22 protein-coding genes, 1 tRNA gene and 1 pseudogene are annotated in these 26,849 nt (G+C 42.0%); 19 read left to right on the forward strand and 5 right to left on the reverse strand.

Annotated elements, in window-relative coordinates:
* Window positions 1-120 precede the first annotated feature (120 nt).
* Complete coding sequence (locus L6C30_RS04650) at window positions 121-1,950, reverse strand: phosphoenolpyruvate carboxykinase (GTP) (RefSeq protein ID WP_019836751.1); 1,830 nt, start codon at window positions 1,948-1,950, stop codon at window positions 121-123.
* 413 nt (window positions 1,951-2,363) lie between these two features.
* On the opposite strand from L6C30_RS04650, the gene L6C30_RS04655 reads away from it, so the two are divergent.
* The 5 genes from L6C30_RS04655 to L6C30_RS04675 all read left to right on the forward strand — a co-directional run bounded on the left by L6C30_RS04655 (window position 2,364) and on the right by L6C30_RS04675 (window position 7,638).
* Entirely contained in the window at window positions 2,364-3,302 is a 939-nt protein-coding gene (locus L6C30_RS04655; RefSeq protein WP_019836750.1) for a diacylglycerol kinase family protein, read from the forward strand.
* Window positions 3,283-4,056 carry a metallophosphoesterase gene (locus L6C30_RS04660; RefSeq protein WP_019836749.1) on the forward strand — a complete coding sequence of 258 codons (774 nt, stop codon included), beginning with the start codon at window positions 3,283-3,285 and terminating at the stop codon, window positions 4,054-4,056. Before L6C30_RS04655 ends, L6C30_RS04660 begins: the two co-directional genes overlap by 20 nt.
* Window positions 4,057-4,241: 185 nt before the next feature.
* On the forward strand, window positions 4,242-4,532 hold the full coding sequence (groES, locus tag L6C30_RS04665) for a co-chaperone GroES (protein ID WP_004972131.1): 291 nt from the start codon (window positions 4,242-4,244) through the stop codon (window positions 4,530-4,532).
* Window positions 4,533-4,591: 59 nt separating this feature from the next.
* Window positions 4,592-6,226, forward strand: a complete 1,635-nt coding sequence (gene groL / locus L6C30_RS04670; RefSeq protein ID WP_180052218.1) for a chaperonin GroEL — start codon at window positions 4,592-4,594, stop codon at window positions 6,224-6,226.
* Window positions 6,227-6,486: 260 nt separating this feature from the next.
* Complete coding sequence (locus L6C30_RS04675) at window positions 6,487-7,638, forward strand: helix-turn-helix transcriptional regulator (protein WP_019836747.1); 1,152 nt, start codon at window positions 6,487-6,489, stop codon at window positions 7,636-7,638.
* 38 nt (window positions 7,639-7,676) lie between these two features.
* On the opposite strand, the gene L6C30_RS04680 is transcribed toward L6C30_RS04675, so the two are convergent.
* Window positions 7,677-8,861, reverse strand: a complete 1,185-nt coding sequence (locus tag L6C30_RS04680) for a hypothetical protein (protein ID WP_019836746.1) — start codon at window positions 8,859-8,861, stop codon at window positions 7,677-7,679.
* A 281-nt stretch (window positions 8,862-9,142) separates the two neighbouring features.
* Between L6C30_RS04680 and L6C30_RS04685 the strand changes: the two genes are divergently transcribed.
* The 3 genes from L6C30_RS04685 to L6C30_RS04695 all read left to right on the forward strand — a co-directional run bounded on the left by L6C30_RS04685 (window position 9,143) and on the right by L6C30_RS04695 (window position 14,482).
* Window positions 9,143-12,247: a multidrug efflux RND transporter permease subunit gene (locus tag L6C30_RS04685; protein ID WP_236162481.1), complete on the forward strand. Its 3,105-nt coding sequence runs from the start codon at window positions 9,143-9,145 to the stop codon at window positions 12,245-12,247.
* Between the two features lie 162 nt (window positions 12,248-12,409).
* Window positions 12,410-13,744 carry a magnesium transporter gene (gene mgtE / locus L6C30_RS04690; RefSeq protein WP_236162482.1) on the forward strand — a complete coding sequence of 445 codons (1,335 nt, stop codon included), beginning with the start codon at window positions 12,410-12,412 and terminating at the stop codon, window positions 13,742-13,744.
* 147 nt (window positions 13,745-13,891) lie between these two features.
* Entirely contained in the window at window positions 13,892-14,482 is a 591-nt protein-coding gene (locus L6C30_RS04695; protein ID WP_026438058.1) for a DUF4112 domain-containing protein, read from the forward strand.
* Window positions 14,483-14,591: 109 nt separating this feature from the next.
* Here L6C30_RS04695 and htpX read toward each other — a convergent pair whose 3' ends face one another.
* Together htpX and L6C30_RS04705 are read right to left on the reverse strand one after the other, a co-directional pair.
* Window positions 14,592-15,497: a protease HtpX gene (htpX, locus tag L6C30_RS04700; RefSeq protein WP_004972117.1), complete on the reverse strand. Its 906-nt coding sequence runs from the start codon at window positions 15,495-15,497 to the stop codon at window positions 14,592-14,594.
* A gap of 188 nt (window positions 15,498-15,685) precedes the next feature.
* Window positions 15,686-16,573, reverse strand: a complete 888-nt coding sequence (locus tag L6C30_RS04705) for a lytic transglycosylase domain-containing protein (protein ID WP_019836743.1) — start codon at window positions 16,571-16,573, stop codon at window positions 15,686-15,688.
* A 535-nt stretch (window positions 16,574-17,108) separates the two neighbouring features.
* On the opposite strand from L6C30_RS04705, the gene ttcA reads away from it, so the two are divergent.
* The gene (gene ttcA, locus L6C30_RS04710; protein ID WP_026438057.1) at window positions 17,109-18,029 is read left to right on the forward strand and encodes a tRNA 2-thiocytidine(32) synthetase TtcA; all 921 of its coding nucleotides are present in this window, start codon (window positions 17,109-17,111) and stop codon (window positions 18,027-18,029) included.
* Window positions 18,030-18,275: 246 nt separating this feature from the next.
* Window positions 18,276-18,659, forward strand: coding sequence for an SCP2 sterol-binding domain-containing protein (locus L6C30_RS04715; protein ID WP_019836741.1), 384 nt, complete (start codon window positions 18,276-18,278; stop codon window positions 18,657-18,659).
* 166 nt (window positions 18,660-18,825) lie between these two features.
* Here L6C30_RS04715 and L6C30_RS04720 read toward each other — a convergent pair whose 3' ends face one another.
* Complete coding sequence (locus L6C30_RS04720) at window positions 18,826-19,941, reverse strand: transglycosylase SLT domain-containing protein (RefSeq protein WP_026438056.1); 1,116 nt, start codon at window positions 19,939-19,941, stop codon at window positions 18,826-18,828.
* A 363-nt stretch (window positions 19,942-20,304) separates the two neighbouring features.
* Between L6C30_RS04720 and greB the strand changes: the two are divergent.
* The 9 genes and pseudogenes from greB (at window position 20,305) to L6C30_RS04765 (ending at window position 26,839) form a co-directional block, all read left to right on the forward strand.
* Window positions 20,305-20,795 (forward strand): annotated as a pseudogene (gene greB / locus L6C30_RS04725) (transcription elongation factor GreB).
* A gap of 86 nt (window positions 20,796-20,881) precedes the next feature.
* Window positions 20,882-20,971 (forward strand) — tRNA-Ser (locus tag L6C30_RS04730).
* 809 nt (window positions 20,972-21,780) lie between these two features.
* A complete protein-coding gene (locus tag L6C30_RS04735; protein ID WP_049591060.1) occupies window positions 21,781-22,041 on the forward strand; it encodes a hypothetical protein in 261 nt (86 codons plus the stop codon).
* 18 nt (window positions 22,042-22,059) lie between these two features.
* Complete coding sequence (locus tag L6C30_RS04740; RefSeq protein WP_236162483.1) at window positions 22,060-22,638, forward strand: hypothetical protein; 579 nt, start codon at window positions 22,060-22,062, stop codon at window positions 22,636-22,638.
* 11 nt (window positions 22,639-22,649) lie between these two features.
* Complete coding sequence (locus tag L6C30_RS04745) at window positions 22,650-23,030, forward strand: hypothetical protein (protein WP_019836737.1); 381 nt, start codon at window positions 22,650-22,652, stop codon at window positions 23,028-23,030.
* Window positions 23,031-23,169: 139 nt separating this feature from the next.
* A complete protein-coding gene (locus L6C30_RS04750) occupies window positions 23,170-23,469 on the forward strand; it encodes a hypothetical protein (RefSeq protein WP_019836736.1) in 300 nt (99 codons plus the stop codon).
* 57 nt (window positions 23,470-23,526) lie between these two features.
* On the forward strand, window positions 23,527-24,564 hold the full coding sequence (locus L6C30_RS04755; protein WP_070153901.1) for a DUF932 domain-containing protein: 1,038 nt from the start codon (window positions 23,527-23,529) through the stop codon (window positions 24,562-24,564).
* Between the two features lie 148 nt (window positions 24,565-24,712).
* On the forward strand, window positions 24,713-25,804 hold the full coding sequence (locus L6C30_RS04760; protein WP_019836735.1) for a YqaJ viral recombinase family protein: 1,092 nt from the start codon (window positions 24,713-24,715) through the stop codon (window positions 25,802-25,804).
* A 138-nt stretch (window positions 25,805-25,942) separates the two neighbouring features.
* Window positions 25,943-26,839 carry a hypothetical protein gene (locus L6C30_RS04765; RefSeq protein WP_019836734.1) on the forward strand — a complete coding sequence of 299 codons (897 nt, stop codon included), beginning with the start codon at window positions 25,943-25,945 and terminating at the stop codon, window positions 26,837-26,839.
* Window positions 26,840-26,849: the final 10 nt, after the last annotated feature.

The following is a 26,849-nucleotide window of genomic DNA, read 5'->3' on the forward strand; positions in this document are numbered from 1 at the left end:
CAGTATTGACGCTTCGTGTGAGAGTGTGATTAAAGCTCGGATTTCGAGTTTTTAGTCACTAAAATATCAGGGCAATAAAAAGGTCACCGAAGTGACCTTTTCTTAGCAATCTGCGTTGAATTATGCAGATTTAACCGCTTCAAGTAAGGCAGCTTGACGTGCTTTCAATGCAGCAGGTAAGCGCTCACCAAGCTTGTTAAATAACTCAGTGTGGCTTTCTAACTCTTTGATCCATTGTTCTTTATCTTGCGCTGTTACAGTTTCAAATTGCTCTTTAGAGAAATCTAAACCAGACCAGTTCAATTGCTCATACGTTGGAACGAAACCAATTGGAGTTTCAACAGCTTCTGCACGACCTTCGCAACGATCGATGATCCACTCAAGAACGCGCATGTTCTGACCAAAACCAGGCCATACGAAGTTGCCTTCTGCGTCACGACGGAACCAGTTTACGTTGTAGATGCCTGGTAATTTGTTACCTGCAGCTTTTGCTTTTTCACCAACTTTCTCACCCATTTCTAACCAGTGAGAGAAGTAGTCTGCCATGTTGTAGCCCGCAAATGGCAGCATTGCAAATGGGTCACGACGAACGACACCTTGTTGACCAACCGCAGCAGCAGTGGTTTCAGAACCCATAGTTGCTGCTTTATATACGCCATCGACCCAGTCAAATGCTTCTGAAATTAGAGGCACAGTGTCTGCACGACGACCACCGAAGATGAATGCTGAAATTGGAACACCTGCAGGATTTTCCCAGTCAGCATCAATAGAAGGACATTGACCTGCTGCAACAGTGAAGCGCGCATTTGGATGAGCTGCTTTTTCTGCGCCAGTGTGTGGTTGGCCTTTCCAGTTAGTCAAGTTAGCAGGCGCTTCTTTAGATAGACCTTCCCACCAAACTTCACCGTTGTCAGTGACAGCAACGTTGGTATAGATCACGTCTTTGTGCATGGTTGCCATACAGTTCGGGTTGGTCTTGGTGTTAGTACCAGGTGCTACACCGAAGAAACCAGCTTCAGGGTTGATTGCATATAAGCGACCGTCTTCACCTGGTTTGATCCAAGCAATATCGTCACCTACAGTTTCAATTTTCCAGCCTTCATAACCTGCAGGTGGAATTAACATTGCAAAGTTGGTTTTACCACATGCAGACGGGAATGCTGCTGCGATGTAGTGTTTTTCGCCTTGTGGGTTGGTCACGCCTAAAATAAGCATGTGTTCTGCTAACCAGCCTTGTTCACGGCCCATTGCAGAAGCAATACGAAGCGCTAAGCATTTTTTACCCAATAATGCGTTACCGCCGTAACCAGAACCATACGACCAAATTTCACGAGTTTCTGGATAATGTACGATATATTTTTCTTTGTTACATGGCCAAGCTACGTCTTTCTCGCCTTCAGCCAAAGGTGCGCCCACAGTGTGTACGCAAGGAATAAATTCGCCATCTGTGCCCAATACGTCATAAACAGCTTTACCCATACGAGCCATTTTAGACATGCTGACAGCAACATAAGGAGAGTCAGTTAATTCAATACCGATGTGCGCAATGTGGCTACCTAATGGGCCCATAGAGAATGGAACCACATACATGGTACGACCAGCCATTGAACCGTCGAATAAACCGTTTAATTTAGCGCGCATTTCAGCTGGCGCTTCCCAGTTGTTCGTCGCACCAGCATCTTCTTTGTTTTCAGAGCAGATGTAAGTACGGTCTTCAACACGAGCAACGTCAGAAGGATCAGAATTTGCAAGGTACGAACCAGGGTGTTTTTCTTGGTTTAATGCTTGCATGGTGCCGTTAGCGATCATCAAGTCGATTAGACGTTGATATTCTTCTGCGCTACCGTCACACCATTCAATTTTTGCTGGTTTTGTTAACTTTGCAATTTCTTCAACCCATGCAATAAGCTTTGGGTGACGAACGAATTCTGGTGCGTTCACTTGGGTCATGGTGAGGCCTATCTTAAATGTGTACAAGTTATGTACAAAGTACAATCCGAACAATGGGGTACATGGTTCAGATGAAATATGAAAAAAAGTGGCTGTATTAAAGCACAAAAACTTAAAAAAAATAAGACATAGGCTTGAATTAGCTCAATGTGAAATCATCCGTATAAATTATGAATAATATATATGAAACATAGGCTTACATTTTTTTTGCGTTACTTATTGTTATTTAAAAAAATTATGGGCGTTATTTAGCTAAGTTATTTTAAATTAAAACAGTGGTTTATGTGTGTATTTCAGTATGGAGTGATTATTGATTTAATGAATGGTCATCATTCGATTTTTACATAAAGCTGCTTTTCATTCTGCATCAATTGGTTGAAATTAGAGCAAAAGCTTTAAAATGATTGAAGAAAATGTCGACAACTTTGCAGCCATTATCTCTTATTTATAATCAACAATCTGGATTTCATGCCACACAGCAAGAAGGTGTATATGAAGAACTGTTGCATGTTTTGTCACAGCATGGTTTTGAAATCCAATTGTTTGAAATGGGTGAAATCGGGAACTTTGATCAGCTCATGCAACAGGTATTAGCACGGCATCAAGCAGCGCATTTAAGCGGTGTTGTGGTTGCGGCAGGTGGTGATGGTACTTTAAATGCTGTGGCGGGTAAACTGATTGGCACTCACATTCCGATGGGAATTTTACCTTTAGGGACGTTTAATTTCGTGGCGCGTGTATTGAATATCCCGCTAGATTTAATTGAAGCTGCACAGGTTATTGCCACAGGCACGACGCGCGCCGTGCATGTGGCACAAATCAATCAACATATTTATTTAAACAATGCCAGTTTGGGTTTATACCCTTTATTTATTCAAAAACGTGAGCGTTATAACCGTTATTTAGGACGCTTTCCTTTACATGCCTATACCTCGGCTTTAGATGTACTGCTGCGTGACCGTAAAGAATTAAAACTAAAACTAGAGATCGATACAAAGTGCTATCCACTGAAAACTCCGCTCATTTTCTTTGGGAATAATCAATTGCAACTGTCTGAAATGAATTTACGGATTGCTAAAGCGGCTGCAGCGGGCAAAGTTGCAGGTGTCGCAGTGGCAAAGTCTGATAAATTGACTTTGTTTAAAATTCTGTGGCAATTCATTCAGGGGAAGGCTGAGCAAGCCGATGATATATACAGTTTTGCAGCAGAACAGGTGGTCATTCATAGTGAATCTCCACAACTGACCGTGGCACTTGATGGAGAAATTGTTAAAATGCGCCCGCCACTACGAATTTCTGTATTGAAAAACGCATTAAACATTAAGGTGCCGCATGCTGCTGCATCTATCTGATTTGCATTTTGGCACTGAAAATGTAGCTTGTATGCAGGCCGTTCAACAGCTGTGTGTAAGTATGCGTCCTGAAGCTGTAGTGGTAAGTGGTGATTTAACCCAACGCGCACGCTATACACAGTTTTATGCCTGTAAGCATTTTTTAGAGAGTTTGAATTTACCGTATTTGGTTGTGCCAGGTAATCACGATATTCCGCTCTATCATCTTTGGAGTCGTTTTTTTAGCCCATTTGCACGGTATCAACTGTTTTTTGGGGGTATGGAAACAATTATTGAAACCGACCACTTTTATGTGATTGGAATAAACAGTATTAGGCGACGTTTTCACACCCGTGGACATATTTCTTTGAATCAAATTCAGGCGGTAGATGCTTTGCTACAAACCGCGCCAAGTAATAAGTTTAAAATTTTGGTTGCGCATCAACCATTTTATACACCACCAAATGATCGCCATGGCATTAAAGATTGTCCTGTGTTAGGGCGAATTGCCTTAGAACAGTGGAGCAAAAATGGTTTATATGCCTTGCTGCATGGACATTTACATCAACCTGCAGTGTATGACTTAAATCAAATTTATGCATTAGGGGTAGCGCATCCTGTGCTGGATATTCATGCGGGTACTGCAATTTCGTATCGTTTGCATCAGGGTATGCCGAATAGCTTGAATGTATTGTGTCACAATGGTGATGTGCAGCATTACATTTTTGATGCTGCACAAAAGCAATTTGTATTGTGGCAACAAAGTGCAGAATAAAACACCGATCTAGCTAGCTTGTTTAAAAAAACAACAAAAACTGAAATATTTTTATCTTTCCCCCTTGAAGCGTTTATTTCCATCCCCACAACAGTGTCATCTAAAATTTATTTTGATGATGACCAAAGGAATAATTAAGTCGTCATCAGGAATCTATACATTGACCTAGTCTAATGGAGTTATTTATGAGCAACATTCGTCCATTACATGACCGCGTAGTTATTCGTCGTGTTGAAGAAGAAACAAAAACAGCTGGCGGTATCTTGCTTCCAGGTTCTGCTGCAGAAAAACCAGCCCAAGGTGAAGTGATTGCAGTAGGGAATGGTCAAATCACAGACAATGGCGTACGCGCTTTAGACGTAAAAGTGGGCGACAAAGTCTTGTTTGGTACTTATGCAGGCACCACAGTTAAAGTAGACGGTGAAGAACTTCTAATTATGAAAGAGTCTGATATTTTAGCGGTACTTGAAGGCTAAGTTCAGAACTCATATTCAAAGCAAATTTGAACATTATTTAAAAATATTTGGAGTTAAACATGTCAGCTAAAGATGTAAAATTTGGTGATTCAGCTCGCACTAAAATGATCGCAGGTGTAAACGTACTTGCAGACGCAGTTAAAGTAACTTTAGGCCCTAAAGGTCGTAACGTAGTGATTGACCGTTCTTTTGGTGCACCGCACATCACTAAAGATGGCGTTTCTGTTGCGAAAGAAATCACCTTAAAAGACAAGTTTGAAAACATGGGTGCTCAGCTTGTACGTGAAGTGTCTAGCAAAACCAACGATATCGCAGGTGACGGTACGACCACTGCAACAGTACTTGCACAAGCCATTTTAAATGAAGGCATCAAATCTGTAACTGCGGGTATGAACCCAATGGATTTGAAACGTGGTATCGACCTTGCTGTTAAGGCAGTCGTTGCAGACATTAAAGCAACGGCTAAACCAGCATCTGATACTAAAGCGATTGAGCAAGTGGGTTCGATCTCTGCAAACTCTGATGAAACAGTAGGTAAACTCATCGCACAAGCAATGGAACGCGTTGGTAAAGAAGGCGTAATCACTGTTGAAGAAGGTTCAGGCTTTGAAGATGCGCTTGACGTTGTTGAAGGTATGCAGTTTGACCGCGGTTATATCTCGCCATACTTCGCGAACAAACAAGATACTTTGACTGCAGAACTTGAAAATCCGTTCATTCTTCTTGTTGATAAAAAAATCAGCAACATTCGTGAACTGATTACTGTACTAGAAGCGGTTGCAAAAACAGGTAAACCTCTTCTGATCATCGCTGAAGATGTTGAAGGCGAAGCGCTGGCAACGCTTGTTGTGAACAACATGCGCGGCATCATTAAAGTATGTGCGGTGAAAGCGCCTGGTTTTGGTGATCGTCGTAAAGCAATGCTTCAAGATATTGCAATCTTGACAGGCGGTACGGTTATTTCTGAAGAAATTGGTATGTCTTTGGAGCAAACATCACTTGAGCATTTGGGTAGCGCGCACAAAGTTACAGTCTCTAAAGAAAACACCGTGATTGTGGATGGTGCTGGTGATGCAAATCAGATTTCTGAGCGTGTTCAGCAAATCCGTGCGCAAATCGAAGAATCTACTTCTGAATATGACAAAGAAAAACTTCAAGAACGTGTTGCTAAATTAGCAGGCGGTGTAGCAGTCATCAAAATTGGTGCTGCAACTGAAGTTGAAATGAAAGAGAAGAAAGACCGTGTGGATGATGCGCTTCACGCAACTCGTGCTGCGGTTGAAGAAGGTGTTGTTGCAGGTGGTGGTGTTGCACTGGTACGTGCTGCATCTGCACTTGATGGTCTGACTGGTGCTAACGATGACCAAAACGTAGGTATCAACATTCTTCGTCGTGCAATCGAAGCGCCGCTTCGTCAAATCGTAGCCAATGCTGGTGATGAGCCATCTGTAGTAATCAATGCTGTGAAGAACGGTGAAGGTAACTATGGTTATAATGCTGCGACTGGTGAATATGGCGACATGTTGGAAATGGGTATTCTTGACCCTGCAAAAGTAACTCGTTCTGCACTTGAGCATGCAGCGTCTGTTGCTGGCCTGATGTTAACAACAGAATGTATGATTACTGAAATTCCAGAAGACAAGCCAGCAATGCCAGATATGGGTGGCATGGGTGGTATGGGCGGTATGATGTAAAACTCAGCGTACCCAAACTTCAAAAACCTCGTATCGTAAGATACGGGGTTTTTTTATGGCGCAATTTTTGTAATGTAGAGATTGCACACATGAAAAGACAAAATCACCTAGCTATTTTTTATTTACACATTAAATGTGTGATATGTATCTAAACTCCTTTTTTTTGTGAATAAAATTCATTATTCTTGTTTAGAACAATAATAAAAACAAATGATTAAATAAATGTAATGCAGATTGGAGTAGGCATAAAGGGGATAAAAATGGATAACCGAGAACACGAAATTATAGGCAGTATTTATGATGCCGCTGTAGATGTGAGTTTATGGCCGCAAGTAATTGAAAAAATTGTTCAATATACAGACAGTAAAACCGCCATTTTTACTGCCTTAGATCAATTTAGTCCAAGTTACGATTTTTTATTTAGTCACAATATTCCAGCTGAAGCTTTGCATGCCTATCGTGATGAGCGGATTCGCGTGATTGACATGCAGTTACACCGAGTATTGTGGGAAAATTTAGGTGTGGGGCAAGTAGCGAGCTCGGATTTATCTCATTATGGGGAAAACCCTGAAAGTGATGAATATATCTTTTATGAACGGTGTTTGAATCCGACGGGAATTAGTTATATCTCGGCTGTTTTGCTCGATCAGGGTTCACATCGTTGGGCGGTTTTGGGACTACACCGTGCGCCAGATGTAGCGCCGTATCAACAAAAAGAGTTGGATTTTTTAAAGCATTTGGGTGTGCATTTACGCCGTGCTTTACAAATCCATCGTCAGTTTAGTTTGGTTAAACAAGAAAATTTAAGTTTGTATAGCGTGCTCGATCATTTAAAAACAGGTGTAATTTTGCTTGATCATCAGCTGAGTTTGACTTATTCAAACCCTTTAGCTCAAAGCATGCTGGAACACGATTCATGTTTAGATTTGGACTTGTATAATCGTTTAAAAACCCATGCTTATGATCAAAATCGTTTAGATCAATTATTACATTCAGCCTTGTTGGGACAGTCGGCATTAAACGCAGATGTAGGCGGTGTATTGTCTTTGTCAGATGCGAAAGGACAACAATTAATGCTGACTATCGTACCTTGTTCTAAATTAAAAAATATGCAGCATCAAAATGCAGGACAACATCAAATTGCGGTATTTCTGACCGATAAGCATCAGCACTATGCCTTGTCAAAAGCCTATTTGCAGCAAGCTTATCAATTGTCTAAACGTGAGTTTGAGCTGTGTGAGTTGTTGGTAAATGGTTGTAAGTTAGAAGAAATTGCGGAACATTGTGGAGTTACGCTCAGTTCCGTGCGCACTTATTTTAAAAATATTTATGAAAAAACCCAATGCAACTCGCAAATTGAACTCATGCATTTATTAATGGGCTGTACCATTCATTTTGAGCATATTGGTTAAAGCTGCCTAAGTCTAGCTTAGACAGCTTATAAGAGTTTTTAGTTACTGCGTTGTAGGGTAACAGAGGGTTCGCCTTCAGTGCCTATGGTCAGACTTGTGCCTGAAATAGTATAGTTTACAATTGATTTGGAATTGTCAAAGCTATCATGGAATCCAGCACATTCGTTGGTGTCATAAAAAACTTCGGTAGGTGTGAGTGTATTCGCATTAATGGATAACTTGCCATATTCAATTCCCGCCCAACCGCAATCTTCACCACCTTCTCCATCTAGGAAGAAGTAGTAGTTATTGTCAAAGAAGGCAAAGAGTTGAGTTTCTGAGAACTTCCAAGTACCGACTAGACCTGATGATTGTTTGACTTTAGTTAAAATATAGGTGCTATTACTTCCTACATCGGTCAGCACTAAATCTGTACCGTTATAACTTAAGCGGTAATGACCATCATTGTCAGGATGTGAAAGCCCGTAGTCACCGTTTGTATCGAGTGAGATCTCTGGACTCAGCGCTGAAGTTAAAGCATTCCAATTTAGTCGTCCTATTTCAATACCAGGTTGCCCCGTTACATCAGCTTCATCTGCTTCACCTAGCACGTAACGTCCGTCTGGTAAAATATGTAATACAACAGCAGATGTATTGGTGCGTCCAATTTCCCAAGTTCCAGCAATATCTTTATAAAAGGTGGCTTGGAAGTTTTCTGCAGCTTTTTCTGGTGTCACGAGTTGATCTTCTGTGAGGGGTGTTTTGCTAAGTACTTCAGTTGCGAAGTCGGTGCTGCTTTGTTTAAAATCTAGATTTACAGCATTGAAGGCTGCTTGAGTCTCCGCACTAATCTCAATCCCATTACTATGGTCGCCATCGGCATCTAAAGATTGTAGCAATACCATTAAGTTGGTACGGGCATTTTCACTTTCAGCTAAATCTAGTGGGGTAATACGTGCTTTAGCTTCAATGACTTCGCCCAGTTGCACATCACCAATCAAGAAGCGAACAGTATCGCCCTCCTTATATTCAAACTCACCTTTATCATTGGTTGTACCTTCAATACTTTCACCTGAATTCGAAGCTCTGAGATATTTAACCCCAACTACAGGACCATCGGTTAGTACACCAATTTGTATTGTTGAACTCGGCGGTGGATTCGGATTGCTATCAGAATCATTGTCTGAACCGCCACATGCACTCAGTAAGCCTGCTAAAGTTAAGCATAATAAAGTTTTTTTCATCACGAATTCCTTGTTATTCAAATTGTCATGTATGCAGTATAGAAATTAGATGAGTTTAGGTGCTATCCCAAAATTGGGAGGCTATACACAAAAATCTGTGAGAAAAAATGAAGACCAATCAACATTTTTGTGACAAAACTAGATTTTTTGATGTGCAGTCATCGAAGTTCTATTTAGCTGTGTTAATTTGAAACACGGTTTCAAGTTTTTTTGATGATTTTCATCCACTTGATTCATTTCATATAAATCTCATTATTGTTATCTATAAGTGATCCAGTTTTATGCTGTCTAAATTTTTTATTGAACGTCCAATTTTTGCAGGTGTGCTCGCTATTATGGTGATGGCACTCGGGATTTTTTCAGTATTAAATTTACCAGTAGAACGTTATCCAGACATTGCACCACCTCGTATCACTGTCAGCGCAACCTATACGGGAGCTTCGGCAGAAACGGTTGAAGAAAGCGTCACACAGGTTTTAGAACAGCAAATTAAAGGCTTAGATCACTTACTGTATTTCAGTTCTAGCAGTGATTCTTCAGGACGAAGTCGCATCAGCATTAGCTTTGAAAATGGTACCAACCCCGATACCGCACAAGTACAGGTACAAAACGCGATTAATGGCGGAATTAACCGCTTACCTGAAGATGTGCAACGTCAGGGGGTAAATGTCTTTAAATCATTGGGTGATACCCACATGGTCATTGGGCTGTACGATGCCACAGGCAAAAGCAGCAATATTGCCTTGTCTGACTATATGATGAGTCATTTAGAGCAAGAGTTGGCACGCATTGAAGGTGTGGGTGAGGTCGATGTTTTTGGTGCGCAATATGCAATGCGGATTTGGCTGAATCCGTTAAAGTTAAAACAATATGCGCTGATGCCAAGTGATATACGTGCTGCAGTATTGGCACAAAATACCCAAGTCGCAGCAGGTGCAATTGGTGAATTACCCACAGCACAAGAACAATATCTCAACGCCAAAGTCACCTCAGGTTCACGCTTAAAAACGGTAGAAGAATTTGGAAATATTATTTTAAAAGCAGATCAGACAGGTGGCTTTGTTTATTTAAAAGATGTGGCACGTATTGAACTTGGTGCAGAAAATTATCAAAGCTTTAATACCATTAATGGTTTTCCATCGGCAGGGATGGGGATTTCATTATCGTCTGGTGCCAATGCGTTACAAACTTCAGCCTTAATTCAAAAACAAATTGAGCATTTAAAACATCAATTGCCCGAAGGTTACCAAATTGTCTATCCACGCGATAACACACCTTTCGTGCAGGAATCAATTAAAGAAGTGGTGAAAACTTTAATTGAAGCGGTGATTTTAGTTGTCATCGTGATGTTCTTGTTTTTACAAAACTGGCGCGCTACGCTCATTCCTGCTGTGACCGTGCCTGTGGTGATTTTAGGTACCATGGCCGTGTTGCAACTCTTTGGCATGAGTATTAACACGCTGACCTTATTTGCTTTGGTATTGGCGATTGGTTTATTGGTGGATGATGCGATTGTCGTGGTCGAAAACGTCGAGCGTTTAATGCACGAACAGCAGCTCTCGGCTAAACAAGCATCCATTGAATCGATGCAGGAAATTAGTGGTGCTTTGGTCGGCATTACCTTAGTTTTGACCGCAGTATTTATCCCTATGGCATTTTTTGGTGGTTCGACTGGGGTAATTTATCGCCAGTTTTCCATCACCTTAGTGACTGCGATGGTACTGTCTTTAGGTGTGGCCTTAATTTTAACGCCTGCTTTGTGTGCCTTGATTTTAAAACCCAATCCACAACCTGCCCAATGGGCGATCTGGTTTAATCAAAAACTGGAAAGCTTAAAACAACACTATCTCAAATTATCAGGCTGGACGATTCAGCATAAAGCGATTTGTCTGGTTATTTTTGCAGGCTTATTGACGGTTTTTGCTTTGTTTTACCGTGCCTTACCTACCAGTTTTATTCCTAATGAAGATCAGGGTATGTTGTCGGTGCAATTTAAATTACAGGAAGGTGCGCCATTGTCTAAAAGTCGTGAAGTGGGCGAAAGCATACGCGAATACTTTATGCAGCATGAAGACCACAATGTCGATTTGGTGATGATTCGTTATGGACGTAATTTTTCAGGAACAGGGCAGAATTTAGGGCAGGGTTTTATTGCGCTAAAACATTGGAATGAACGTCAAGGGCAGCAACATACTGCACAAGCCATTCGTGAACGTGCCATGCAGCATTTTCGACAGCATGCCAATGCACAAATTACCATTGGCATGCCCGCAGCAGTCCGTGGTTTGGGGCAAACCGATGGCTTAGAGTTTTGGATGCGAGATGTGAATGGTACAGGACGTGATTTTTTAACCCAGCAATTTCAAAATTTGCAGCAGCAAGCCACTCAATATCAAAGCTTTAAAAATTTAGATCAACGCGCTAATCCTGAAAAAGCAGAGCTAAATGTCACGATTGATCAGAAACAGGCGATGGCAGCAGGTTTAAATCAAACGGCGATTAACAGCACTTTAGCGGCAGCTTGGGGCGGTAGTTATATCAACGATTTTATTGACCGTGGTCGAATTAAACGCGTGATTATGCAGGGTGATGCCGAGTTTCGTGGCAAACCTGAAGATTTGAACCAATGGTCGGTACGCAGTCAGCAAAATCAAATGGTACCTTTTAGCCAGTTTGCTCAACTCAGTTGGAGTGGTGGGCCAGAAATCGTCAATCGTTTTATGGGTTATAGCGCTTTGCAAATGGAAGCCGATACTGCTGAAGGATATAGCTCGGGGCAAGCGATGCGTGATTTAGAACAGATGGTGGCACAGCAGCAGGGCATTGACTTGGCATGGAGTGGGTTGTCTTTTGAAGAAAATCAGTCTAGCAATCAGGCTTTGTTACTGTATTTGGTTTCCATCGGGTTTATTTTCTTGTGCCTTGCGGCCTTGTATGAAAGTTGGAGTATTCCTACAGCGGTGATGAGCGCCATTCCTTTAGGGATTGGTGGAAATATTATTTTCAGCTATTTGGCAGGTTTCCCGAACGATATTTATTTCCAAATTGCCTTGCTCACCACCATTGGTTTGTCATGTAAAAATGCCATCTTAATTGTGGAATTTGCTTCGGCTGCGCAGCAACAAGGCAAACAGGTGATTCAAGCTGCTTTAGAAGGTGCAAGTTTGCGGCTCAGACCAATTTTAATGACCTCATTGGCATTTGGTGCTGGTATTTTACCGTTGGTATTTGCGTATGGTGCAGGTGCAGCAAGTCGTCAGGAAATTGGGGTGAGTGTTTTGGGCGGTGTAGTTTTTGGCACAATTTTAGTGCTTGTTTTTATTCCATTTATGTACGTGCTGATTCGTTCTGTATTTCAAGTCAATCGCTCTTCATCTATGAATTAAAGGTTTTTTATTAAACACTTAGCAGAATAATAGGCTATGATATAAAACGCTAAAAATCTTGCATTAATCAACCAGTTTTCGGATTTTTAAGCACTGGTTTGGGCTGAGAAACTTTGCCCATTCTTCATTTTACGTTTTGGAATGATGGAGTGGGTGAGAGCAATGACCAATCTGCACGCTGAACAGTTAGAACAAGCCTTGCAATTACATCAGCCAAGTACAGTGCGCAGCTTGATAGATGGTATCAACCCTGCCGATTTAGCCGACTTAATGCAGCACTTGAGTCTGAAAGCACAGCTGAATTTAATTGAACAAATTGACAGTGCTGCCTTGGTGATGGAGTTTTTACCACTGCATTCGCAACATCAAATTGCAGAGGCCATGGCACCGCAGCAATTGGTCAAACTGATTTCAGCCATGCATTCAGATGACCGCACAGATTTATTCAAGTTACTTTCGCCGCATTTACAGCACTTTGTCAGCTTACATATTACGGAAGAAAAACGCGTACAGATTCAATCTTTGGCGCGGTATCCTGAAGAATCTGCGGGTGCGATTATGAGTTCGGATTTCGTGGTGCTCTCACCAGAACTGAACATGCAGCAAGCCATAGATGAATTGCGCAGAATGACCGCAGATCGAGAAACTTTATACCTGATTTATATTGTCGATGAACTGATGAAACTATTGGGGGTTATTTCATTAAGGGAAATTATTCAAAACCCGCCTGAACAAAAAATTAAAAATGTGATGTGCACCGATTTGGTCACAGGTTTGGTGACTGAAGATCAGGAAAGTATCGCGCAAAAACTCAGCCATTATGATTTTTTGGCCTTACCGATTGTAGATGATGCACAGCATTTACTGGGGATTGTCACCTATGATGATGCGATGGACGTGGTACAGGCAGAAACTACAGAAGACTTTTTAAAATCCAGTGCGGTAGCGTCTTCACCTGGCATGAGTATAAAAACTGCGCCAATTTTATTTTTATATCGCAAACGTGTGTTTTGGTTGGTGATTTTGGTATTTGGCAGTTTATTGTCTGGAATTGGCATTGCGCATTATGAAGAAATTATTGCAGCACATATTGTGCTGGTGTTTTTCTTGCCACTTTTAGTCGGGAGTGGGGGTAATGCGGGCTCTCAGTCTGCAACTTTAATGGTGCGGGCACTGGCTACAGGTGATGTGCAAGTCAAAGATTGGTTGCATTTACTCTGCCGCGAAAGTTTGGTAGCGCTGTGTTTGGGTGGTACGATGGCTTTTGCCGTCTCAATTTTAGGCTATTACCGTGGCGATATGATGGTGTCTGTGGTTTTAGCACTCAGTATGTTGGGCATTGTGCTGATGGGCTGTTTAATTGGCATGAGTCTACCTTTTATTTTGCATCGCATGAAACTAGACCCTGCTAGTGCCTCTGCGCCTTTGGTAACGTCGATTTGTGATGCAACTGGCGTGGTAGTGTACTTATTTATCGCCTCTCAGTTGTTACTTTAAATGCTGTCGGTGATGAGGTGACTTATTGCCCGCTTATCTTAAAACTTTTTCCAATGATCAAAATTCTATTTATCAAAATAATATAGACCTGAGCAAAAAACAGCTTTATTCTCAATGAGATTGCATTTGCCTAATGATAATTTTTCTATGCCAGAGTCTGCATCTTCAAAAAAACTCAGCCAGCAAGAGGTGGTTCGCCTAGAACGCGATTTAGCCAAGTTTGCCAATATGATGGATTCTGTGGTGCGTATTCCATTTACCAAGCAGGGTGTAGGAGCCGATGCCGCATTGGGAACTGTACCTATCGCAGGGGATGTTGCAGGTTTTGCACTGACCTGTTATGCGATTTATAAAGCTAAACAAATTGGTGTACCGCAAACCAAACTCACGCCAGTGATTAAACTTGCTGTGATGGATGCAATAGTTGGTTTTGTACCCATTGTCGGTACAGTATTTGATGTATTTATTCGCCCAAGCCGTAAAGCTTTAGATGTAGTGCATACGCATATCCGCGAAGAATATCAGATTCACAGCGAACATCATGTGGTGCATCCGTTTTTACATGAGCGCTTGGAACGTAAACAACAGCAGTCGGCATTTTGGCGTAATCCAGTGGTCGCGTGGCTGTGGTTGCATTTGCCTGATTTGCTTGGCGTGATTTTTCTTATTTTCATTATTTGGGCGGTCTGGTTTGGTGCAAGTTGGTTGTGGCACTGGTCACAAAGTTTTGCTGTTTAAAAGAACCTGTTTAAAGTCCAAAACTACGCAGTAGATCTCATTTACAGACATGAAAAAAGCTTCCCTGAGGAAGCTTTTTGGTGTAACTGCACATATGTTGCTATGTGCATTAAGGTAAATTTAATTGCTGTAAGGCTGCAACACGTTGTTCAATACTTGGGTGAGTTTGGAACAACGCTGCCAAGCTAAAACCTTCTTCTTTACCTGCAGAAATCGCAAAAGCTTTCATTTCTTTTGGCATCGCATCTGGCATTTCAGATTCTGCTTGTAAGCGTAATAATGCAGAAATCATGGCTTGTTTACCTGCCAAACGTGCACCAGCTTCATCGGCACGGTATTCACGTTGACGCGAGAACCACATCACGATTGAAGAGGCCAAAATACCAAATACGATATCCAGTACAATGGTAATTGCAAAATAAGCCAAGCCTGGTGCTTCGCCATCTTCACGACCAAATACGTTACGGTCAATGAAGTCACCTGCAACACGGGCAAAGAACATGACGAATGCGTTGACCACACCTTGAATTAGTGCCAAGGTGACCATGTCGCCATTGGCAACGTGACCAATTTCGTGTGCCAAAACTGCACGTAATTCATCTTTATTCATACGCTCAAGCAGCCCTGTAGATACAGCCACTAAAGCATCGTTTTTATTCCAACCTGTTGCAAAAGCATTCGATTGGTAAGAAGGGAAAATACCCACTTCTGGCATTTTGATACCAGCACGTTGCGACAATTGTGCAACTTCATTTAATAACCACGCTTCAGCTTGGTTACGAGGGGCATTCGGGTCAATTAATTCAGTCCCAGTTGTTTTTTTCGCCATCCATTTAGACATGAATAGTGAAATTAAAGAGCCAACCATACCAAAGACAAAACAGATGACCAACAGGTTGCCTAGGTTTAAGCCACCCGCGCCATGGTAACTACCGACACCGAAGAGTGACAAAATTATGCCAGCTACCACCAGTACCGCGAGGTTGGTTAGCAAGAACAAACCAATCCGCATCATTGAGTAAATCCTCTTATATTAAAAATGTAATCTGATTTATTAATAAACCATGCCGTAAATATGCGGTGTATGTATTAAAAATTCAAGAAAAAATAATAAAACTGTACTAAAAATATTTTGGCTAATATTGCAGTTGGCATTTCAAAATAGCTTGCGTAGCCGCAAGCACAAATGAAGCGCTTTAGCTTTTATTCTGAAATAAAAATACGTGCCGAAGCTGTGGCATTCCCTGTCGCGTATGAACCTGCAGGTGCATCGGTAAAGCGACCATCGGCGGCCATAATAATTTGACGTTGTGGGCGTTTGTTTGCTGCGATTTGATGATTACCGGCAGTGTAATTGTCTGACTGCGCAATCACTTGGGCATTTTGACTCTGAGTATTGCTAGTGTTATTTGCCGTGATTGCATTGTTGTTAGCACTTGCACTAATGCCGCTGGCATACAGGTTACTATAACGACTGGTCACACGACGAACATAGTCCTGTGTTTCACGAAAAGGTGGTACGCCGCCATATTTTGCCACATTCCCTTCGCCTGCATTATAACCCGCCAAAGCTAAAGAGGTGTTGCCGTTAAAGCGTTTGAGTAACCAAGCTAAATATTTTGCCCCTGCCATAATGTTTTCTTGCGGGTCATAAGCATTGCTGACATTAAAACGCCGTGCTGTCGCAGGCATGAGCTGCATTAAACCTTGCGCACCAACTGGCGAGCGGGCGTTGACATTAAAACCTGATTCAGTATGCATCACGGCTTTGATTAGACCTTCTGAAACACCGTGTTGCTGTGCTGCTTGCTGAATAATGTGGTCAAAGGCATTTTTATTGCGGCTATAACTTGGCAATACTGATGCTTCGGAATTGCCCCAGTTGCGATAACTGTGAATATTACTGTCTGGATAATAGGTGACTTTTACTTTAGTCAGTGAACGATCTGCACTTTTACGGTTGGTCAGCAAGGTACTCCCATTGCTGTCTTTATACATATAAATTTGACCTGCGTGCGTAGTGGTTGCCAAAGGCATGATGCTGGCAGTCCCCAAAATATACAGTAAAAAGGCATTAATTTTATTGTTCATGCTGTGAATACACTAAAAGCTGTCCCTAAACAGTTATAAGGAGTTTAACAAAAATCTCACAGATGAAAAGGCTTTGTACAAATTCATTTACAGTAGTGTTGAAAAAAATCAAGCTCAATTGCTGACAGAGTAATCAAAAAAAAATATTTATTTTTTTTTAATTGGTTCAGCTTGACATGATTAAATGCATGATTTTAAATAAAAATAAAATTGATCAAAAAACAACCAACTTAAAGAGAAGCCTTAGAATATCGAGAAGAGGGGTTGTCAAGTTGTTTTAAATCCACAAAGTTATCCATAACTTTTGTGGAAAACTGTGGAAAAGTCCAAAAGATAAACATCTTGGTGAAAAAGTGAACTTGCGGGTTCAAACTTGCTATAAAAAGATCTGCTCAGACAAAAATGAAACGCGCAGTCAGAAATTAAGTTTTTCGACCAAAAGGAAGATTGCGATGAAATTACATTCTTTTGATGCGGGATGGGTCTGAATCGGCTAAAATTGCGCGGTAATTTTTTTCATGGGTTAATCGCGTCTATGTTCTCACCAGTTGAGTCCGATCAAGGCTTTAATTTCAAACCAGAACTTCCAACTAGCTCTGCGTATTATCGTTTGTTGAAAAAGCTGCGTCGCCAAGTCGGGCATGCGATTCGTGACTTCAACATGATTGAAGATGGCGATAAAGTCATGGTGTGTATTTCTGGTGGTAAAGACAGTTATACCTTGTTGGACATTATGTTGCAGTTCAAGCGCATCGCACCCATCAATTTTGATGTGGTGGCTGTGAACTTAGATCAAAAACAACCGGGCTTCCCTGAAGATGTATTGCCGCGTTATTTAGAAGAAAATAACATCCCTTATTACATTTTAGAAAAAGATACCTATAGCATCACCAAGCGTTTAACGCCTGAAGGTAAAACTTACTGTGCAGTGTGTTCGCGTTTGCGTCGTGGTTCTTTGTATGGCTTTGCGCAGGAAATTGGGGCAACCAAAGTGGCGCTTGGGCATCACCGTGATGATATTTTGGCGACTTTTTTCTTAAACTTGTTCCATGGCGGTAGCTTGAAAGCTATGCCACCGAAGTTGCTGTCATCAGACAAGAAAAATATGCTGATTCGTCCATTGGCTTATGTGGAAGAAAAAGACATCATTAAATATGCAGAAATGCGTAAATTCCCAATTATTCCGTGTAATTTGTGTGGTTCACAGGAAAACTTACAGCGTGCGATTATTAACGACATGCTACGTGAGTGGGATAAAGCACATCCTAAGCGTTTACATAGTATTTTTGGTGCAATACAGAATGTATCGCCATCGCAGTTGGCAGACCGTGAGTTATTTGACTTTGAAGCGTTAGACAGCCAGCGCGTATTTGATTTTGCCAATCAGGCCGAACAAAACGCAGCAGAGCAGAACAAACGCATTAATATGGTCAATTTAGGCTACGCTGCAGACTAAGCGAAAACAGCCTGTCAATCTCTTTAAAATGTAATCAACACCAAGCAAGCGCTTGGTGTTTTTTATGAATTTGATTTATTTGAGAAAGTCGTTATATCGACTAAAAATACAAAAACTGAACGTCCCGTACAAAATTTCTTAGCCTTTCGCGAAAGGTTCATGCTATAACAATCAGCAAGCAAAAAGCTTAATAATGATGGTGTCTGGATAGACAACACACATGCACAAATATATTGAGGAAAAATCATGCCTGCTTTTTTAACTGATGATTGGTTTGCAACTGTAGAAAATTTAACGGCTCAAGCTGGTGATTTAAACCTACCTCCAGCACTTGCAAATCTGGCAATTAACTTAGTGGTGACTGATGCTGCAGGCAACACAGAGTTGTCTTTAGAGGGCGGTAAAATCCAAAAAGGTTTGGCGGACAACGCAAAAACAACTTTAAATATGGATGCGGAAACCTTACGCAAAGTATTCTTAGAATTTGATATGGCTGCTGCAATGCAGGCTTTCATGACAGGTAAAATCAAAGTACAGGGTGATATGTCACAATTAATGGCATTGCAAACTGCAAAACCAAGCCAAGAACAAAAAGATTTGTTTAAGAAGATTCTTGAGCAATCTGCTTAATTAAAGTCATTTCTGCTGTAGTGGGTATTTATTGCCACTACAGCATTAAAAAAGCCTAGCTGAAAGTATCAACTAGGCTTTTTTATGCGCTGCAGCTTTAACAGCGCATTATTCGTGTTTGAATTGCAGCTGATAAACACTGCAATTCAATTACGCTAGGCAAGTTTTAGATATTCACCAACTGCGGTGTGGTCTTAATATGCTCAAGGTAAGCGCGAATACGAGTCACGTATTGCACTGCTTGACGATAACGACCATTGCTGGCTTTGTTAATGTCTAAATACGCATACAGGTTCACCCAATTGTTCGGGTTTTTGCCTTGTGAGCGAATACGCTTCTGAATTTGACTGACTGCACCAGGACCCATGTTATAAGCGACAAGGGCATACCAGTTACGATCAGGAAACGGAATATGTTCATAACGGCTGAGCATTTGGTCATAATACTTAGCACCACCCTGAATACTTTGAGCAGGGTCGGTACGGTTGCTAACACCCATTGCTTTGGCTGTGTTATTGGTCAGCATCATAATACCGCGCACACCTGTTGGCGAAACTGAGTTTGGCTTAAGGTAAGATTCCTGATAACCAATTGCCGCCAAAAGATGCCAATCTAAATCATACTGCGTGGCCGTCTTTTTAAAGTTGGCTTTATATAAAGGTAAGCGATTACGCAAATCACGCTGGATGATATCCCACGATTCTTGTTTGACCACATTACGATTATAAAATGAAGCCAATTGGCTAATGGCGCCATTTTGCTTGCCACGACACACAAAGTTGCTTGCGGTTTGACTCAGTGGATCATCTGCGTGTTTAAACACCCAGTTCAGCTCAGTATTTAAACCATTGCGCTTTAAAGTATTTAAATCGCCGCAACTGGCAGAAAATGCCGTGAGTTGCTGCTTTTCAATGCTTTGGATACTCGAGGTGGTCATGGCAAAATTAGCTTTACCAGAAGACACCCATTTTAAAGCGGTCGCATTGTCGCTTACCGTTTTAAATTCGAGTTTTACATTCATGCTTTCGGCATAGTTACGCACAAGGTCATAACCAAAGCCATGTAAATGTTGTCCATCTTTAAACACTGTGGTTGGATTTTCCACAGACACAACGGTCAATTTATTCTGATTGACGACGCTGTCAAATTGATGAACGGCTTTGCCTGCGTTAATACTGTGAAATGGGAGAAGAGCAGTACTGAAAGCGAGGACTTTGAATGGGAGGTGATTAAAAAATGAGTGAAGGCTAAGCCTAGACCCAGACGTTGAACTACTGTGCATGTTGGCTCCGCTACAAGTAATTTATGCCCTAAAAAGCAAAGGCAACATGCCTTGAACTTTTTCAAGTTTGATAAATTCAATAAGGGTTGGGCAGTCATGACGTCATTCAAAATGACTTGGGATTAAAGGGAAAGTGTGTAAAATTTCTACACGGGTTAAAAAGTGATCAAAAATTAAAGATGTGCGAATAATAAAGATGAAAATTTTGGATGTCAAATTTTGTACATAAATTTTTTTAAAAATACAACATAAGATATTAATTTCATTGGGGAATAAATTTTATAAATTTTTATTGTGTATAAAAATGCAATAAAATATACGATTTATGTTAACCAAATGTAAAAAAATGGCTGCAAAAACACCATGAAATCTAACTTAATTACACGTTCTGGACACGATAAACTCGTGGCTGAGTTAAAGCATTTGTGGCACGAAGAACGCCCTGAAATCACCAAAAAAGTAAACTGGGCGGCAAGCCTAGGCGATCGTTCAGAAAATACCAATATAATAAACAGCTTTTGCGTAAAATTGACCGTCGGGTGCGTTATTTGGGCAAGCGTTTGGAAGAATTGCGCATTGTTGATTTTGCACCTGAACAAGAGGGCAAAGTATATTTTGGCGCATGGGTCGAAATTGAAAATGAACAAGGCGAGCAAAAGACCTTGAGAATTGTGGGCGTGGATGAAATTTATGATCATCATCCACAACATATTTCGATTGATTCACCTATGGCTCGGGCTTTGTTGTCTAAACAGGTGGATGATGAGGTGGAAGTGCAGACACCGCTGGGTAAAAAGAGCTGGTTTATTAATTCGATACGCTATGAAAAGCCTGAAATTGCAGAAAATGACTGATTTTTGATTTTATTTTGAACATTTGGATAATAATTTTTAGAAACTATTTGCCAAGCTGAATTTTTCTTTATATGATAGCCGCCATTGGAAGCGTGGCAGAGCGGTTTAATGCACCGGTCTTGAAAACCGACGAGGGTGTGAGTCCTCCGTGAGTTCGAATCTCACCGCTTCCGCCAAATTTTAAGATAAGCCCTTGTATTTGCAAGGGCTTATTTTTTGTCTGTGTTTTTACCCCTCAACCTACCCCTCATCAAATTTTGGATTGGATTGATTTCTTTTGGTGGTATTTGGAAGATTAAGGAATATAGTTTAATAAGCTGTATTTAAATCTAACTAAATTCTTATTCAAACATTTTTTAATTATAAATATTTTCACTCCCCATCTATTTAGCTTGCTTGACGCTCTACAGCGTGCAGATTATCCTTAGTCTGCTGACCTACATCGTCAGCGGGTTTTGACAGACCCATTAACAAAGACAATATGTGAAATCTGATTTTGCATGTTGTGGACCCGTTCGTCCCCCTTCTTTGCGGTAGGGCGGAGGGGGGACGCGCTTGCGCGTGCTGGTTTCTTTGTTACCAGTCTGTCAACCCTCTTTCGTTCTGCCACCATCAATTGACAGTGATTTGGCAGGATTCTTTTAAAACAAAGGAGTACACCATGCGCTTACATCAATACTGTCTTTTATATTTCTCTTTTTTTATGTGTGTGCCCAATCTACACCACAAGGGTAATGTGACCTGATGCTCTGTATTTCATGCATTGCTGTGTCGATCACTTTCTAAGAATAAAACTTTTTTAAGTACATATTACCGATATGAAGATGAATCTCTCATGCTGTTTTGAGGGGCGTAGATTTTTGTGCTTTATCGTCTATAACACTTCAAAAAAACATAGATATTCATTCCAACATTTATGACATGGGGAACACTGTGTCTGATTAAGACCAAGACCAGTGATGCCTATAAAAAAGAGAAAATGATGATGTTTAAAACCTTCCTAAAAACGACTCTGATTTCATCACTACTTGCAAGCGCATCATTGGCGCAGGCAGGCTGGTTTGCACAAGCCAGTGAATCCTACCTTGTTCAAGCACGTCATACAGGCGGTGGGGTTTATCAATGTCTTTATAAAACCAATCCTGGCAACCGTGGTTGGCGTAATTTCACGGTGAACTTTCAAGGTGGTTGTCCACGTTTTGTTCACTTTAATGCGCAGAATGGTCAAGTCACTGTGCCCAACTAAATGAGGGGGAACATTCAAATGACCCAAAAAACCATATTGGGCTTGGCGGCAATCTTAGCCCTGACCTTGATCAGCATCGCAGGCTTCTACTTCTTTAGCCCTAAACACCCAACTGAAAAAACGGTTCCAGCCAACACTTCTGAGACCAGCTCTGCACAGCCTTTAGAATCCGCCACTTCTGCCGCATCAACCGAGATTCCCGCAGCGGAAGTGGATGGGATTGATGTCAAAGAATTGACCACGGGAAGCAAAAGTCTGAGTCCATCAGATCATGAGCCTGAGCTGCTGAGTTTTGAGTTTGATCAAAACCTTAAGGCGGTGGATACCTTACTGTCGATGCTGCCTTATGATGAACTGCCTGAATTTGAGCAGGACAATATAGACAAGTATCAACGCTATATCTTTGCCAAAGCCGCAAAAGATACAGGCAAATCAGTGCAAGACTTTAGCTTGCAAGAACATGGCGCACTGGAATCGGAGCAAGCGGGTAATCGCTACTACGTTTATAAATTTGATAACGGCACAGACTGTGAAATCCATTTGGCCAGCATTGATTTAAATACAGGCGATTATGGCGTGAGCTATAACTACTGCTAAGGATGAATTTGATGAAGCAACTTTTAAAACCCTTACTCCTCGTAGTGACTACAACGACAGGCATCATGCTGAGTGGCTGTAATGCAGGTCTTGATCCAAACACGTTTACGGTCGAACTCGATGTAATTGATACCAGTAATTGGTATGCCCAAAATCAATCCGCTACGGTATTGACCATCCGTTCCAATATTGCAGAGCCTATCGATGTCAGCCATGTTTCTGTCAATCATGGACAATGTCGTTATGAAGGCTATCGTCGATCATTGGAATATCCGCAGCACTTTAAGATGGGGCAACGTTTAAGACTGAAATTAACAGACTGTAGCTACAGTAATGTGGTGCAGGTTGATGTCGAAACAGATAAAGGCACTGCAAGCTATAGCTTTCAATAACCGTCTTGCATTCTAAATGTTAAAACACAGCATTTAAATTTAGATGAAACACCAAATCAAACCGTGTCCTCAATGGGCACGGTTTTTTTATGCCCTTCATTCAGCGCTTTGCACTGAATTCATTTCGCAAGGAATACCCATGTCTTTTATTCGATGTCCCTACTGTCAGTCTACCCAGGTCAGACAAACCGATTCAGGCAATACGCATGCCAATTATTTTGAGCAACTACAACGTTGTATCTCACCAACACAGATGGCGATGTTGGGGATGCAGGTCGCTCGCAAGTCAGGCTTTTCACCACTCTTCGGTGCAGCTGTTGGGGTGGTGGTGGGTGGCGTACTGGTGGTGGTGAGTCAGTATGCCTTTGAAAAGTACTACAGCAATGCCGAGCAGTATCTCTGTCTGGATTGCCAACAAGCGTTTGCATGGGTGCCGTAATCGCATCTCTGACTTTACACGGTTACATCTTTCACTTTTATTTGAGGAATAATCAAAATGGCACATCAAATTGAACAAATGGCGTATGTCGGTCAAACCCCATGGCATGGTCTAGGCAATCAACTCAGCCCAAACCAACCGATTGAAGTCTGGGCCAAGCAAGCAGGTATGGACTGGCGCATTGAATCATCCAATGTCAGCTACATGGCTCAAAACTCACGTGGACAAAGCATCATCATGCCGTATGAAGAACAACGGGTACTGTACCGTTCAGATACCCATGCACCTTTATCGGTGGTGAGTCAGCGTTATCAAGAAGTCCAACCAATAGAGATTCTGGAATTCTACCGAGACCTGACAGAGCAATCAGGCTTTGAACTGGAAACCGCAGGTGTCTTAAAGGGTGGGAAAAAATTCTGGGCCTTGGCACGTACAGGCCAAACCGCAGAATTGAAAGGTGGAGATGTCAGCAATGGCTATATTCTGCTGGCAACCGCATGTGATGGCACCTTAGCCACCACCGCACAATTCACCAATATCCGTGTGGTGTGTAACAACACTTTAGCCATTGCCTTGCGTGGACAGAGTTCCAATGCAGGCGTGGTCAAAGTACCGCACAGTACTAAGTTTGATGCCGACAAAGTCAAAGATCAACTTGGTATTTCAGTGAAAACATGGTACGACCATATGTATGAAATGAAACAACTTACCCAACGTAAAGTCACCCAGAAAGAAGCAGCGGCTTATTTTGATGCGGTATTTAACAACAATAGCCTAAGTGCGATGGAACAGGAGGATAACATCATTCAGTACTACCGTAATGTTGCATCCCAAGCCAATCCACAGCCGAATAAAACTGAACCGAATGGACGTGCCATGACCAAAGTCATGAATATGTTTAATGGGCAGGGACGTGGAGCAGACCTATCTTCAGCCAAAGATACCGCTTATGGACTGCTTTGTGCAATCACCGAATTTGTGGATCATGAACGTCGTGCGATGAGTACCGATCACCGCCTTGACTCTGCTTGGTTTGGTGCAGGTGCAGCATTGAAACAACGTGGATTGGAGCAAGCTTTACACTTAGCCGTTTAAGCTGAATTTAATTTTGAGACTTTACCATCAGGGCATATGATCCGTACGATCAAGTGTCCTCCTCATTAACGATCCCTCTTTGCCACATCTTCGGATGTGGCTTTTTTTATGCCGTTTTTTTAGAACGTATTCAGATGAGGAACAGCACATGAATCAAAGCATAACTACAAAACCTACAATGCATCAGAGCACTTTAACCACAACCAACCCAACAGCTGTCGCTGATTCAGGACAGCTACATCCACCACCAAGCCCTTCAAAACGCAGCTTAAATGCCAAACGTCTGATCAATACTAAACAACTGGACTATCAGGCATGGCTGGAAGTGCGTAAACAGGGGATCGGCAGCAGTGATGCCGCAGCTGCCTGTGGCTTGAATCCCTATATGTCGATGCTGGAACTGTGGATGATTAAAACAGGACGGGTACAGCAAAACATTGAAGATGAAAGCTCAGGACATGCACCTTTATATTGGGGCAAACAGTTGGAACCCTTGGTCGCAGAATACTACAGCATGCACACCAACAATAAAGTCCGTCGGGTCAATGCTGTACTGCAGCATCCTGATCCTGACAAAGCCTTTATGTTGGCAAACTTGGATTATGCCGTGGTGGGCAATGAAGAAGTACAAATACTGGAATGCAAAACTGCAGGGGAATATGGTGCCAAACTGTGGAAGGAAGGCGTACCTCTGTATGTACTGTGTCAAGTACAACATCAACTGGCGGTGACAGGCAAGCAAGCGGCACATATTTGTGTGTTGCTGTGTGGGCAGGAAACCAAAATCTACAAAGTCAGTCGTAATGAAGCTCTGATTGAACAGATCATTCAGGCAGAACGGCTGTTTTGGGAATGTGTAGAAAATGATGTTCCACCAGCAGTGGATGCCAGTGAATCGGCAGCCAAAGCTTTACAACAGCTCTATCCTGAACATACCCCACTGAGCTGTGTTGATCTAACGGAGGTGGAACTTGCCAATGAACTGTTTGATCAGCTGATACAGGAGAAACAGCAGATTGAACAGCACCAAAGCCAATTTGACCTACTTAAACACCGTGTTCAGGCACTGATGCAGGAACATGAACGTGCCGTATTTCAGCAAGGCTCGGTGACTTGGAAAAAGAGCAAGGACAGTATCAGCCTAGACATCAAGTCCTTACTTCAGCACCAACCTGAACTCATCCAACAGTACCCACTGCAGAAAGCAGGCAGTCGTCGTTTCAACATTTATCACGATTAGCTCAAAACTTAGAGTTAATCACTCAGCAAGAAGAAACCTGAAATCCCGTGCAGCCCTGCATGGGATTTTTTATTCCAATTTTATTTTAAGCAAACAGTGCAACACATCTAAACATCTCAACGACAGAGGAATTTCAACATGATTAAAGGTTTAGCAATCACACCACCCATCTTGGGACGGATCAGTATTGGCCGTGTAATAGAAAAGAATGGCAAGCGTCTGCCAGAGAAAGACGATCAGTTCACCATTACCAGTCAAATACAGGGTAAGGACGGTTGGATTAAACACCCCTTGGATGAGCAATTGCGTAGTCAAGCACCGAATCAAAAGCTGCGTAGCATCCCTGTACGTATGATCTTCAATGACCCTGAACTCAATCTTCGAGCTGAATATAGTTTATTTGACCGACAGACAGGTCGCCCGATTTGTGTGGGGAATGGTCAGACGTGTCAGCGTATGACATCACAAGGTGTAGAGCAACATCCTTGTCCATCCCCCGACTTATGCCCACTTGGACAGGGTGGACATTGTAAGCCTTATGGACGCCTGCATGTCAATTTAGGCGAAGCCGATGAGTTTGGGACTTTTATCTTCAGAACCACAGGTTTTAACAGTATTCGCACTTTGGCAGCACGTTTGAATTACTACCATGCAGCATCAGGTGGTTTGTTGTCGTGTTTGCCGTTGCAGCTCACGTTGCGTGGGAAAAGCACAACTCAAAGCTATCGTCAGCCCGTGTATTACGTGGATTTAACGTTACGGGAAGGCGTGGATTTGCAAACAGCAATTCAGACGGCTAAGGAGATTGACCAACAGGGGAAGCAGGCGGGGTTTGATCAGGCGGCATTAGATCAGATTGCACGGCAGGGTTTTGCCAATGCCAAGTTTGAGGTGCATGCAGAGGAGGGGATGGAATTGCTGGAGGAATTTTATCCAAACAATGACAGTGCTGCAGATACAGAGCATTCAGCGCAATTGGGCTATGTGCAGGAGATTCAGCAGGGGTTGCAGCAGAGTGTTAGAGCTGTGAATTGAGCACAGTTGA

Origin of the sequence: Acinetobacter sp. KAM396, assembly GCF_021602765.1 — a bacterium.
Taxonomy (GTDB): Bacteria; Pseudomonadota; Gammaproteobacteria; order Pseudomonadales; family Moraxellaceae; genus Acinetobacter; species Acinetobacter towneri_A.